This window comes from Synechococcus sp. TAK9802 (genome assembly GCF_014279535.1).
Taxonomy (GTDB): domain Bacteria; phylum Cyanobacteriota; class Cyanobacteriia; order PCC-6307; family Cyanobiaceae; genus Parasynechococcus.
On sequence record NZ_CP047937.1, the window covers coordinates 1,375,140 to 1,386,762 of the forward strand.

Genomic DNA, 11,623 nt, shown 5'->3' on the forward strand with positions numbered 1-11,623 from the left:
CGCTCGATCAATGCTGTGGGCGCTGCCGTGGCCACTTCCCGACTGTTGACACGATCCCGACGACTGCTCGCATCACTGCTGTTACCGCTAGTGATTGTGGGGCTCTGCCTGTTCCAGGCACAGCCGGCTGATGCCGCCCGCGGTGGGCGCATGGGCGGGGGCAGCTTCCGCGCTCCCTCGATGCCCCGATCAGGTGGCAGCTACGGGGGTGGCAGCTACGGCGGCGGTTACCGCGGGGGTGGCTACCGCGGCGGCGGACTGGGCTTCCCCTTCCTCATCCCCATCTTCGGCTTCGGTGGCGGCGGACTCTTCGGTCTGCTGATCCTGATGGCCATTGCAGGCGTGCTGGTGAACGCCCTTCGTGGCGTTGGCAATGCCCCCTCGATCGGAGGTGCTGCTGCAGCGCCGGCCATGCCGCGCAACGTGAACATGATTCAGGTGCAGGTGGGCCTGCTGGCCAGTGCCAAATCCCTGCAGGACGATCTGCGCTCACTGGCTTCCTCGTCAGACACCAGCAGTTCCGCCGGTCTGCAGAGGCTGCTGCAGGAAACAACCCTGGCCCTGCTGCGCCAACCGGACCTCTGGGTTTACGCCAATACCGAGAGCGGCAGTGTCCCCTTCAGCTCAGCTGAATCGACGTTCAATCGCCTCTCGATGAACGAGCGCAGCAAGCTGGATGCTGAGCTCACCAGCAACGTCGGCGGACAGCGGACGACAGACACCAGCAACAGCACTGGAGACGCTGATGCCACCAACGAATTCATCGTTGTGACTTTACTGGTGGCCTCCACGGCATCGGCCAAGCTCGCCGGAGCCGACACCGGAGAAGATCTGCGCCAGACCCTGCGCATCCTTGGTTCCACAGCCTCCAGTGAAATCATGGCCCTGGAAGTGATCTGGCAACCGGAAGGCCGCGGAGATGTGCTGAGCGCCAACGACCTGGTGACGGCCTACCCCAACCTCCAACACCTCTGAGACGCCTAAGCCTTCATGGCTCATCTACAGGTTTTCTGAGTATTTCTCCCCAGCGATCAGGCCTAGCTTTGCTTGATCAGACTGCGAACCTCCAGCGTTGGCTCCCGACCCCCGCTCCATGCAATGGCAACAGGACGGTGAGCTGGCGCGTGCTGATCTCGATGCTCTTGTGCATGCGCTTCAGCAGGTCGAATGCGACCACAATCGTGCTGAGCTGCAGCGTCTCGGCCAGATCGATCCTTCCGCTGCGGCTTGAAGCCTCAGCTTGAAGCGTCCGGGGCACAGCCCCTGAGCATCCGCAATGCAGCCATGGCTGCGCCGTAGCCGTTGTCGATATTCACCACCGTCAGGCCTGGGGCACAGCTGGCGAGCATGCCTTCTAAAGCGGTTCGTCCCCCTGCGCTGATTCCATAGCCAACGGAAACCGGGACCCCGATCACGGGTTGCGGCACCAGACCAGCGAGCACCGTCGGCAACGCACCCTCCATTCCCGCGCAGGCGATCAGGATCCGCGCCGTGGCCAGACGGGGCAGTTGATCCAGCAAGCGGTGCAATCCAGCCACCCCCACATCCATCACAGGATCAACGCCGATGCCGTGGCAACGCAGGGCCAAGCTGACCTCCGCCACCACCGTGCGATCGCTGCTGCCTCCACTGAGCACCGCCACCGCAGCCGGTGACGCAGGCACAGGAGGCAGTGCACCGAGGGTGAGACAGCGAGCATCGGCATGCAGCTCCACCGCCGGCAACGCCTCACACACCCGAGACGCCTTTTCGGGAGCCACCCGGGTCACCAGACCCAGTTCTCCTGCTGCGGCAAAGCTCTCAAGGATGGCGACGATCTGATCGGCTGTCTTGTGTTCTCCCCACACGGCCTCGACCATGCCCAAGCGCTGGCGGCGCTGCAGATCGAGGCGAGCGTCCGGCGTGGTCACTGCGGCAACAGTTCCCCTTCAAACACCAGCGGAAACGGGTTGCCCTGACGCTTCCCCGTTGCCTCACGAGCCAGCGTCTCGAAGCGGTCCTGAACCGTCTCCACCTCGGCCATGGGGATGGATTTCCAAGCCTGACGACTGCTCCAACGAATCAGCAGCGTTCCCTCCTCGGTGGCCGGATCCCAGAACAGATCACGGCCCAGAAAACCAGGCTGTTGCTTCAGCCAAGGCTCCCAGCTGCCGCGTTCCGCCACCATCCACTGCTCACGGCTCTCCCGGGGGACCTGCAGCCGCAGGTGCTCCACCACAGCCACAGCATCATCAAGATTCGGGCTGGCCTCTGCCCGAACCTCTGTCTCCGAAAGCCCGCCCAACAACAGAACCAGCGCCAAACAAGGTGCAATGACCCTAAGCAGAACAGACCTGAGGCGATGCACGGTTCAGCTCCGCTGCAGCAGGGCCACAGCCTGGCAACTGATGCCCTCTTCCCGTCCCTCCGGACCCAAGCCTTCGTTGGTGGTGGCCTTCACACCCACGGCATCGGGGGCAATGCCGATCGCTGACGCCATCCGGCTGCTCATCTCCGCAATATGCGGCTTGAGCTTGGGGCGCTCGGCAATCACCACCGCATCGATGTTCACCACCGACCAGCCGCGCTCCTTCACCAGCTTCACCACCTGATCCAGCAGCTTCAAGCTGTCGGCCCCTTTCCATTGGGGATCGGTGGGGGGGAAGTACTTGCCGATATCACCGAGGGCGAGGGCCCCGAGTAGGGCATCCATCACGGCATGCACCAGCACATCGGCATCGCTGTGGCCATACAGACCAAGACCATCGGGATGGTCCAGGGTCACACCCCCGAGGATGAGGGCCCGTCCGGGCACCAGCCGATGGATGTCGTATCCGTTGCCGATGCGCAGCTCCATGCCGGGATCTGAAGGGTCATCCATTGTCGCGGTCTGCCAGCGGGCAAACAGATCGGGCCGCCGCTCGCGGGTGCGCTGCTCCCGCTGCTCCTGGCGCCATCGGGCGATGGCACCGTGGTCGCCACTGCGCAGCACATCCGGAACGGTCATGCCGCGGAAGTCGGCAGGGCGGGTGTAATGCGGGTGTTCCAGCAGGAGTGCACTGTGGCTTTCCTCCACAAGGGAATCGGCGGTCCCCACCGTGCCGGGCAGCAGGCGCACCACACCATTGATCACCGTCATCGCCGGCAGCTCACCACCGGTGAGGACGAAATCACCCATCGACACCTCCTCATCGGCCAGGCCGCGAATCCGCTCGTCGAAGCCCTCGTAGTGACCGCAGAGGAAAACCAGTTGATCGTGGTCACTGGACCAACGCTGCAGATCCGCCTGATGGAGGAGACGCCCTTGCGGTGACATCAACAGCACCCGGCTGCGGGGACTGCGGGGAATCGCCTCGATCGCGGCGAACACCGGCTCGGGCTTGAGCACCATGCCGGCACCGCCCCCGTAGGGCTCGTCGTCCACCTTGCGATGGCGATCCGTGGCGAAGTCCCTCGGGTTGTGCAGATGCAACTCGGCGATGCCCGCGTTGAAGGCACGACCGATCACCCCCAGCTCCAGCAGAGGAGCAAACGCCTGCGGCGCCAGGCTCACCACATCAAGGCGGTAGGGGGCCATGCCGCCTCAGGCCGCGGGTTTGGACACCCTGCGGATGTCCGTGCAGAAACTGCCCTGCACCGGTGTTCCCTGGGCGTCCACCGCCGTGGTGCTGCGCAGGCGCAGGTTGGCCCGCGTGAACCAGATCCGCTCCTGAACCTGCACGCCGTCAGCCCGGTTGAGATTCAACTCCATGCTGCCGTCAGGCCAGAACCTCCAGTTGCCTGGGGAATCACCATCGAGGATCAGCTGTCCATCAGCGGCGAAGGTGAGGGTGCTGCTGGTTCCACCAGGGGCCTGCACCTGCAGTTGGCCTAGAGCCCCCTGCTCGCTTACGCAGCGAACGGTGAGTTCACCCCGTTCACTGCTGTGCCACTCGTCATCACCACAGGTAGCTAGCTCAAAGCAACTGCGCAGGCTCATCCACTCCCCGTCGCAGAGGCTCAGAAAGGAGCCAGGGTCTTCCGGGGGAAAGGCTTGTTCACTCATACGCCCATCCTCTCAGCCGTAGGGCAGGCATTTCTTGTTATTGATCCCCTGTGTAACCCAGCTCAGCCAGGCGGGCCGGTTTGCTGCGCCAATCAGGCACCACCTTGACGAACAACTCCAGATACACCGGGCCATCAATCAGCACCTGCATCTGCAGCCGCGCCCCCTGGCCGATCGTCTTGAGCATCGCCCCGCCTTTGCCGATCAGGATCCCCTTCTGACTCTTCCGTTCCACCAGAACCGTGGCCAAAACGGCCGTGCGCCCCGCACCCTTGCCCTTGGCCGGCAACTCCTCAACGCGATCAATGGTGACGGCAACGCTGTGGGGCACCTCCTCCCGCGTGTGCAGAAGCACCTGCTCGCGAATCAGTTCCCCCAGCAGCACCCGCTCCGGTTGATCACTCACCATCTCGGGCGGATACAGCTGTGGCCCCAAGGGCAACTGAGCCGCCATCGCTGCTGTGAGTTCTGCGCAGCCATCGCCTGACAGGGCGCTGCAGCGGTGCACCGGCCAATTCGTCTCCTGCAGCAGGGCGGCATAGGCCTCTTCCGCTTCAGAGCGGTGCTCCTCCGCCAGCTTGTCCCACTTGTTCAGGGCCACCAGCACCGGCAGGGACTGCTGCTGCAGCAGATTCACGATGAAGGCATCACCACGCCCCGGGCGTTCGCAGCCCTCCAACAGCAACACCACCAGGTCCACTTCACCGATGGCGCTGCGGGCACTCTTCACCAGCCGTTCCCCCAGCAAGTGGTGGGGTTTGTGGATGCCAGGCGTATCCACCAGAACCATCTGGGCCACCTCCGTGGTGAGGATGGCCCGCAGGCGGTTGCGGGTGGTCTGGGCCACGGGCGATGTGATGGCCACCTTCTCCCCCACCAGCTGATTCACCAGCGTGGATTTGCCCACGTTCGGGCGACCGATCAGTGCGATGAAGCCAGAGCGGTAATCCTCTGGCAGGGGAGTTGCGTGCATGCTCTAAGTCTGCGCCGCCATTGGATCGACCCGTTGGATCGGCCCGTTGAATCGACCCATAGCCTTAGGGCAGGAATTGAACAGGTCCATGGCGGATCAGCAGCCCACCTTCCAGCAGGCCATGGAGATCACAGCGGCCTGGCTGCAGCAGTGGGACAACGAGGAGATCAGCGATGAGGTGCTGGCCGACCGCATCGGTGAAATGGTGGCCAGCCGCGATGGTGCCCGGGGATTTTTCGTGGTGAGCCTGGCGGGCGAGAGCGTGCTGATGGATCGTTTGCCCGATGCCGTCGTGGGGCAACTACGGGGCGCCGGGGCTGGCGTTGTGGATCTGAGCGTCCGCAATCTGGCCATGAGCACCGCCATGGCCGTGCATCACCGGCGCGCGGGAGATGAGGCCCAGCAGGCCGGCTCGGAGCGGGTCAGCAGCCGTTGCATCGAACTGCTCAGACTGCTGGAACCAGCGGAGGTGAAGGAGCGCCTGGAGCAACTACTGGCCGCAGCCCTCGACAACCGCGGTGAAGACGTCGCCTTCCTGGATAAGTGGGGGTACGACGTCGAGCAGAAACAAGCCATCGGAGACAGCGTCTATGCCGTGGCTGAGGGCTGAGCCACAAAAAAAGCCCCGGACAGACCGGGGCGAAGGTTGATTCGATTGGGTTGGCATCGTCAGTCGCGACGATCAGTCGCGAAGGCCAGTCGCGAAGATCAGTCGCGACGACCACCTCCGTTGAGCACGATGATCAGGCGCAGGATGAAGATGAACAGGTTGATGTAGGTGAGGTACATGCTCAGGGCACCTGCCAGGTATTGGTCATCCCGGTAGGAGCGGGGCATCGTGTAGAAGTCGACGAAGGCGGCGCCCACGAAGAGAACGGTGCCGAATCCGGCGATCATCAGCTCGAAGCTGGTGCCATGGAACATGGCCGGGGCAAAGATGCCGCCGATGAACTGGACGACCATCGCCAGGATCAAGCCGATCAATCCAAGACCCACCACTCCGGAGAGCGCCTGGCCAACGGAATCGCTCATGCGACGGCCAACGATCGAGGCAATCACGAAGGTGATTCCGGTAGCCAGTGCGGCGGTGCCGACTGCACCCACACCCGCAACGGCTCCCGCCAAAGCCACTAGACCACTCAGGGTAAAACCGGTGATCAGGCTGTAGACCGACAGCAGCGGCAAGGCTGTGGCGTTGTTGCCCTTCAAGGCGACGTTCTGCGCCACGAAGAACAGCACCAGGTTGCCGATCACAGCCACCCAGAACAGGGGCATGAACAGCGGTGTGGCCATCATCGAGAGGCCACCAATCACCCCGATTGAGGTGAGCACCATGCCGCCGCCGACGTAAGGCAGCGCTTTATTGACGACGTTGGGGCCGACGAGGGCGCTCGATTGCGCCTCGCGGATCGCCTCCTGGAAATTGCTGCTTGCTGGCATGTCGACCAGGTCACCAAAGACTCATCACATCCTGCCAGCGGTGACAAGGGATTGGGGTGTGGATCTCCCTATCGACGCTGAACTTTGGGCGTTTTGCGTTCGTCCCGGCGGGCATAGGCCTCCACCACCCGCTGCACGAGGGGATGGCGCACCACATCCGCAGCGGTGAGGCGGCAGACCGCAACCCCTTCAACGCCCTCCAACACCTCGGACGCCTCCACCAAACCGCTCTGCACGGTGGACGGAAGATCCACCTGGGTGATGTCTCCGGTCACCACCATTCGCGAACGCTCCCCCAGGCGGGTGAGCACCATGCGCATCTGAGCCGGCGTGGTGTTCTGAGCCTCATCCAGGATCACAAAGGCATCGCTCAGGGTGCGGCCTCGCATGTAAGCCAGGGGAGCGACCTCGATCACGCCCTTCTCCAACAGCACAGTGGTTTTCTCCGCTCCGAGCAGGGAGTGCAAAGCGTCGTAGAGCGGACGCAGATAGGGGTCCACCTTCTGCTGCAGGTCGCCCGGCAGGAAGCCCAGGCGCTCCCCGGCTTCAACAGCCGGCCGGGTGAGAATCAAACGCTCCACCTTGCGTTCGGTGAGCATCCGAACCGCGAGAACGGTGGCGAGAAAGGTTTTGCCGGTGCCGGCAGGACCGAGGGCAAAGGTGAGGTCGTGGCGCTCCATGGCGTCCACATATTTCTTCTGGCGCAGAGTGCGCGGGCGCAGCAGGTTGCCCTTCTGGCTTTTCGCCAACACCTGCTCGCCCATGGCGGCATGGTCATCGCCGCGGCCGGTATTGAGTGCTCCCAGCGCCGACTGGAGGTCCACCGGTGACACCGACTGGCCGTCCTGCCAGATCGGGCGCACCAATTCAACAACCGCAGCAGCCCTCTCAATCTGCGTTGGCCGCCCGGTGATCACCAGTTGAAGACCCCGTAACACCATGGAGGCTCCTGTCAGAGCTTCCAGGCGATGCAGGGTTGTTTCCGCTTCACCGGCGAGGGCCAGTGCAGCATCGGGATCAGGCAGGTCGAGAACGAAACGGCCACGTTCGCCGTCGTCAGACACCGGAATGATCAGCCCTCGGTGGATTCGGATTCTGCGGAATCAGAGGCTTCAGCTTCTGCAGCCTTCTCCTCAGCGGCTGCAGCCTTGGCCTCAGCAGCCTCCTTGGCGGCTTGCTTGGCATCAGCTTCACGCTTGGCCGCTTGCTTGGCCTTGCCCACGGTCTCTGCAGGACGCACGGTCTTTTCCAGAAGACCGCCGCGCTCGAGCAGCGTGCGAACCACATCGGTGGGTTGGGCACCCTGACCCAGACGCTCACGGATGGCCTCGGTGTCGAGGCGCGTTTCCTTCGTCCGCGGGTTGTAGAAGCCCAGCTCCTGCAGGGGACGACCGTCCCGACGCGAGGTGCTGTTGCAGGCCACGAGGCGGAAGCTCGCTTCCCGCTTCTTGCCAAACCGCTTCAGGCGGAGCTTGATCATCGTGGCCCTGGAATGAAGGAAAAGAGGTGGTCCGGCGACGCCCAAAGGCCCGCCAAACAACCACCATACCGTTCCGCCCTCACAGATCCCCGAAGCCCTTCTTCTTCTTGGCGGGTCGCTGCCGCTTCGGTGGTCCACCGCGACCGGGACGACCTCCACCTCCGGGCATGCCACCCATTCCAGGCATGCCTGGCATTCCGCCCATGCCCGGCATGCCTCCCATTCCTGGCATCCCAGGCATTCCACCCATCCCGGGCATGCCTCCCATACCGGGCATGTTGCCCTGGCTCATCTGCTGCATGAAGCCGCGCATTTTCTGGAAGTCGGCCAGCACCTTGTCCACATCTGCGGCCTGATGGCCGCTGCCGCTGGCAATCCGGCGTCGCCTTGAGGGTTGACTCGCCAGGAGGTCGGGATTTTCCCGCTCCTGCTGGGTCATCGAGCCGATCATGGCCTCGATGCGCTTGAGCTGCTGCTCCCCCTGCTTGAGCATGCCGTCATCGATCTTGTTCATGCCCGGGATCATTTTCATCAGCCCCCCCAGCGAACCCATGCGCTTGATCAAGCGCATCTGCTTCACGAAGTCCGAAAAATCAAACGTCGCCTCCTGCAGCTTCTTCTGCATCTTTTCGACGTCGGCGAGTTCGACCTCCTTCTGGGCCTTCTCCACCAGCGTCAGCACATCACCCATGCCGAGGATGCGGCTGGCCATCCGTTCGGGATGGAACGGCTGCAGGGCCTCCACCTTCTCTCCGGTGCCGATGAACTTGATCGGCTGACCGCTCACCTTGCGGATCGAAAGGGCGGCACCACCGCGGGAATCACCATCAAGCTTGGTGAGCACCGCTCCGGTGATGCCCACCTGGTCGTGGAAGGCGCGGGTGAGTTCGGCCGCTTCCTGACCGATCATCGAATCCACCACCAGCAGCACCTCATCGGGCTGCACAGCGGTGCGGATCCGCACCATCTCCTCCATCATCTCGGTGTCGATCTGGAGGCGACCGGCGGTGTCGACCAGGAGCGTGTCGAAGCCTTCCTCTTTCGCCTTGACCAGACCAGCAGCTGCAATGTCTTCCGGTTTGGCCTCAGCACCGAGGCTGAACACCTCCACATCGATCTGAGCCCCGAGCGTTTTCAACTGCTCGATGGCGGCTGGTCGGTAAACGTCTGCGCCCACCATCAGGGCTCGTCGCCCCTGATCCTTGAGGTGGAGGCCCAGCTTGGCCGTTGCGGTGGTTTTACCGGCACCCTGAAGGCCGGCCATCAACACGACGGTGGGAGCTTCAGCTGCCTTGGCCAGAGGAGCGTTATCGCCCCCCATGACCTCCACGAGCTGTTCATGGACCACCTGGATGAACTTCTGATCCGGGCTGACCCCGCGCACCACCTCCGCACCAACGGCTTTGTCGCGGACCTCAGCCACGAACTCCTTCACCACCGGCAGGCTGACGTCAGCTTCCAGCAAGGCCCGACGGACGTCCTTCAGGGCTCCATCGACGTTGGTTTCGCTGATGCTGTCTTGGCCACGCAGCCCCTTGACCGCATCCTCAAAACGGGCTGAAAGCTCGTCGAACATCGGCGTTACGCCCCTAGATCAATGTGGTGATCGTAAAAAGCGACGGTCAAGCAACCCGGGCAAGCAACTCAGGAGCCCGGGATGTAGTCGTGCAAACGCCATTGGGTTCCATCTCTGCCGAGCACGTAGGTCACGCTGAAATCAGTCGGTGCCGTCTCATCAATGACGGTTCCATCAGCAGCCTGAAGGCGATCGCTGTAGGCCACCTGGGCCAGCAGTTCAATCCTCTGAGGCTTGCGGTCGACCACCTCGATGCTGGTGATGGAGGCATCAATCGACTTGGATCGCCCTGCAGCCTGATCAGCTTCCCGCTCAAGCTCCACGCGCTTCACCAGGGGCTCCCTCGCCACGACGGAAAGATCAGCCGGCTCACCGGAGAGCATCAACGCCTTGGCATCAAGCCATCCCTGGAGCAAAGCCTGAAGCTCAGCTTGGGTGGGGGCCTCACTGAGCAGTGGTTCTGTGGGCGCTGAAGGCTCAAGGTCGGGCTTCAGGCTGGCGATGGGCTCGTCATCCACCAGCTCGTCATTCACCGGAGACGAAGCATCATCAAGCTCCTGCGTCTCGTCAACCTCGTCGCCTGCCTGCTGCTCAGCGGAGAGTGAAGCGGTTTCCGGCAACAGCGGCGCAGGATCCCAGGTGCGTCGAACCAGGCCGAAACCCGCAACGGTGATCCCGACCAGGGCAACAGCGGCAGCAGCGGGTCGGAACCAACTTTGATGCCAAAAACGTCGCTGCCAGAAACGTTGTTGCCAGAACGGCATGGCATCCGCGTCTTCGGCGTCAACGTCCTGGTCTGATTCAGCTGCGCCGCTCGAGGCCGCAAGGGATGCATCGCCTGCCGTTGCCCAGGCCAGGCTGATCTCTTCAGCACCGATCAGGCGCGACGCCTTGCGATCGAGACGATCGACAAAACCCTGCACATCACGATCAGCGAACCAGGCATCCAGATCAGCACCGGACGCATCGACGTCGCGATATCCCGGTAGGACATCGCGTTCAAGCCAGGCCCGGCAGTATTCGCATTGCGCGGCCAACCGATCACCAGGGTGGTTCAAAAACCAGGCCTGCAGATCCGGATCTCTCAGGACGGCGAAATGCCGATCCGCATCCTTGACGTTGCCCAACAGCAGATCCAGGCAGCCAAGCAGCGGCATGGGATCGAGGTCGGCATTGGCAAGCATCTGTAGCCGGTCGCGGGCCTGCTCGAGGAACTCAGGCTTGCGCCGCGAGAACCCTGCTGCGGTGAGGGCCAGAACTGTGAGGAAACCGGCATCAGCTGCGCCCCGCTCAAACCAGCGGCTGAACAGATCGATCTGCTCCTGAACTGTGAGGAAGCGGCGAATCTGTTGGAAGAACGATTCGAAATCCTCCTGGTTGAGGCTGCCGGGCTGAACGCCATAGGCATCGGTCGCCTCGAGACCACCACGGGCCACGACCAGCTCATCCAACAGCGTCAACCCCCGTTGATGGGAATCCTGATCACCAAGATCTCGGCTGAGCAGATCGAGAATTCTGAAAGGAGTCAGCCCCTGCAGGGCGTCTTCCAGCTGGCGCTGGTGGTCGGGCAGCTTGCCCATCCGCTGTTGCAGCTCAATGCCGTCGATCAAAAGTTGGGCCGCCGACTCATAGCGCCGTTGGCCCTGTTCTTCCACGGCAGCATCGCGGCAGGCCAGGGCAGCCAGGAGCGTCAGGTCCGCTTCACGGCCACTGCCGAGGGCCGGGGCCTGAGGCGGTTGGAGGCCCTGGCGTGCCAACTGAAAGGCCTCGAGAGCGCCATTGGCCTCCCAGAGCAGCATCAGGCCCGCCACCTCACTGCTGGTGGGGAGGTCCAGGCCCACCGTGCCGTTGGGATTGGATTCACTGAGGCGCAACAGGGCTGCTTCGTACTCGGCCCTGTCGGCGGGATCGGTCAGCAGATCGGCGGAGCGGCGCAGCAGATCGGCCCTTAGGAGCAGAACCTCGTGGGTGAAGCCCTGATCCGGAGGACTGTCACAGCGGGTTTCCAAGCGGCGCAGAATCGCCTCTGGCGCTGCCGATGGACTGACGCCCAGAAGTCGGAAATGATCGATGGGCAGATCCAACAGCTCCGCTGCGAGGAGACGCGGATCTTAGTCAGTGTCAGGGGTT

At 63.2% G+C, this 11,623-nt stretch carries 13 protein-coding genes; 3 read left to right on the top strand and 10 right to left on the bottom strand.

The window, feature by feature from the left end:
* Positions 1 to 15 precede the first annotated feature (15 nt).
* Complete coding sequence (locus tag SynTAK9802_RS08060; RefSeq protein WP_186495693.1) at positions 16 to 975, top strand: DUF1517 domain-containing protein; 960 nt, start codon at positions 16 to 18, stop codon at positions 973 to 975.
* Between the two features lie 97 nt (positions 976 to 1,072).
* Entirely contained in the window at positions 1,073 to 1,231 is a 159-nt protein-coding gene (locus SynTAK9802_RS08065) for a hypothetical protein (RefSeq protein ID WP_186498249.1), read from the top strand.
* A gap of 4 nt (positions 1,232 to 1,235) precedes the next feature.
* Here SynTAK9802_RS08065 and larB read toward each other — a convergent pair whose 3' ends face one another.
* Genes larB through era form a run of 5 tightly spaced genes read right to left on the bottom strand, consistent with a single transcriptional unit; the run spans position 1,236 to position 4,997 of the window.
* Positions 1,236 to 1,910, bottom strand: a complete 675-nt coding sequence (gene larB / locus SynTAK9802_RS08070; protein WP_186495694.1) for a nickel pincer cofactor biosynthesis protein LarB — start codon at positions 1,908 to 1,910, stop codon at positions 1,236 to 1,238.
* Positions 1,907 to 2,302: a TIGR03792 family protein gene (locus SynTAK9802_RS08075; RefSeq protein ID WP_370586352.1), complete on the bottom strand. Its 396-nt coding sequence runs from the start codon at positions 2,300 to 2,302 to the stop codon at positions 1,907 to 1,909. Before SynTAK9802_RS08075 ends, larB begins: the two co-directional genes overlap by 4 nt.
* Before the next feature lie 48 nt (positions 2,303 to 2,350).
* Positions 2,351 to 3,556, bottom strand: a complete 1,206-nt coding sequence (gene trmD, locus SynTAK9802_RS08080; protein ID WP_186495696.1) for a tRNA (guanosine(37)-N1)-methyltransferase TrmD — start codon at positions 3,554 to 3,556, stop codon at positions 2,351 to 2,353.
* 6 nt (positions 3,557 to 3,562) lie between these two features.
* Positions 3,563 to 4,024, bottom strand: a complete 462-nt coding sequence (locus tag SynTAK9802_RS08085) for a phycobiliprotein lyase (protein ID WP_186495697.1) — start codon at positions 4,022 to 4,024, stop codon at positions 3,563 to 3,565.
* A gap of 37 nt (positions 4,025 to 4,061) precedes the next feature.
* Entirely contained in the window at positions 4,062 to 4,997 is a 936-nt protein-coding gene (gene era, locus SynTAK9802_RS08090) for a GTPase Era (RefSeq protein ID WP_115081983.1), read from the bottom strand.
* Between the two features lie 88 nt (positions 4,998 to 5,085).
* Between era and SynTAK9802_RS08095 the strand changes: the two genes are divergently transcribed.
* Positions 5,086 to 5,607 (top strand): hypothetical protein, encoded by a 522-nt coding sequence (locus SynTAK9802_RS08095; RefSeq protein WP_186495698.1) that lies wholly within the window; start codon positions 5,086 to 5,088, stop codon positions 5,605 to 5,607.
* A 98-nt stretch (positions 5,608 to 5,705) separates the two neighbouring features.
* On the opposite strand, the gene SynTAK9802_RS08100 is transcribed toward SynTAK9802_RS08095, so the two are convergent.
* The 5 genes from SynTAK9802_RS08100 to SynTAK9802_RS08120 form a co-directional block, all read right to left on the bottom strand.
* Complete coding sequence (locus SynTAK9802_RS08100) at positions 5,706 to 6,437, bottom strand: Bax inhibitor-1 family protein (protein ID WP_114988417.1); 732 nt, start codon at positions 6,435 to 6,437, stop codon at positions 5,706 to 5,708.
* A gap of 68 nt (positions 6,438 to 6,505) precedes the next feature.
* Entirely contained in the window at positions 6,506 to 7,501 is a 996-nt protein-coding gene (locus SynTAK9802_RS08105; RefSeq protein ID WP_186495699.1) for a PhoH family protein, read from the bottom strand.
* Positions 7,502 to 7,509: 8 nt separating this feature from the next.
* Positions 7,510 to 7,917, bottom strand: a complete 408-nt coding sequence (gene rpsP, locus SynTAK9802_RS08110) for a 30S ribosomal protein S16 (RefSeq protein WP_115133001.1) — start codon at positions 7,915 to 7,917, stop codon at positions 7,510 to 7,512.
* 79 nt (positions 7,918 to 7,996) lie between these two features.
* Positions 7,997 to 9,493: a signal recognition particle protein gene (gene ffh / locus SynTAK9802_RS08115; RefSeq protein WP_186495700.1), complete on the bottom strand. Its 1,497-nt coding sequence runs from the start codon at positions 9,491 to 9,493 to the stop codon at positions 7,997 to 7,999.
* Between the two features lie 68 nt (positions 9,494 to 9,561).
* Positions 9,562 to 11,577 carry an ARC6/PARC6 family protein gene (locus SynTAK9802_RS08120; protein WP_186495701.1) on the bottom strand — a complete coding sequence of 672 codons (2,016 nt, stop codon included), beginning with the start codon at positions 11,575 to 11,577 and terminating at the stop codon, positions 9,562 to 9,564.
* Positions 11,578 to 11,623: the final 46 nt, after the last annotated feature.

Coding starts and splice junctions, on each gene's coding strand:
- trmD (WP_186495696.1), bottom strand. CDS start 3,556: ATGGCCCCCTACCGCCTTGATGTGGTGAGCCTGGCGCCGCAGGCGTTT.
- SynTAK9802_RS08095 (WP_186495698.1), top strand. CDS start 5,086: ATGGCGGATCAGCAGCCCACCTTCCAGCAGGCCATGGAGATCACAGCG.
- SynTAK9802_RS08100 (WP_114988417.1), bottom strand. CDS start 6,437: ATGCCAGCAAGCAGCAATTTCCAGGAGGCGATCCGCGAGGCGCAATCG.
- era (WP_115081983.1), bottom strand. CDS start 4,997: ATGCACGCAACTCCCCTGCCAGAGGATTACCGCTCTGGCTTCATCGCA.
- rpsP (WP_115133001.1), bottom strand. CDS start 7,917: ATGATCAAGCTCCGCCTGAAGCGGTTTGGCAAGAAGCGGGAAGCGAGC.
- SynTAK9802_RS08085 (WP_186495697.1), bottom strand. CDS start 4,024: ATGAGTGAACAAGCCTTTCCCCCGGAAGACCCTGGCTCCTTTCTGAGC.
- ffh (WP_186495700.1), bottom strand. CDS start 9,493: ATGTTCGACGAGCTTTCAGCCCGTTTTGAGGATGCGGTCAAGGGGCTG.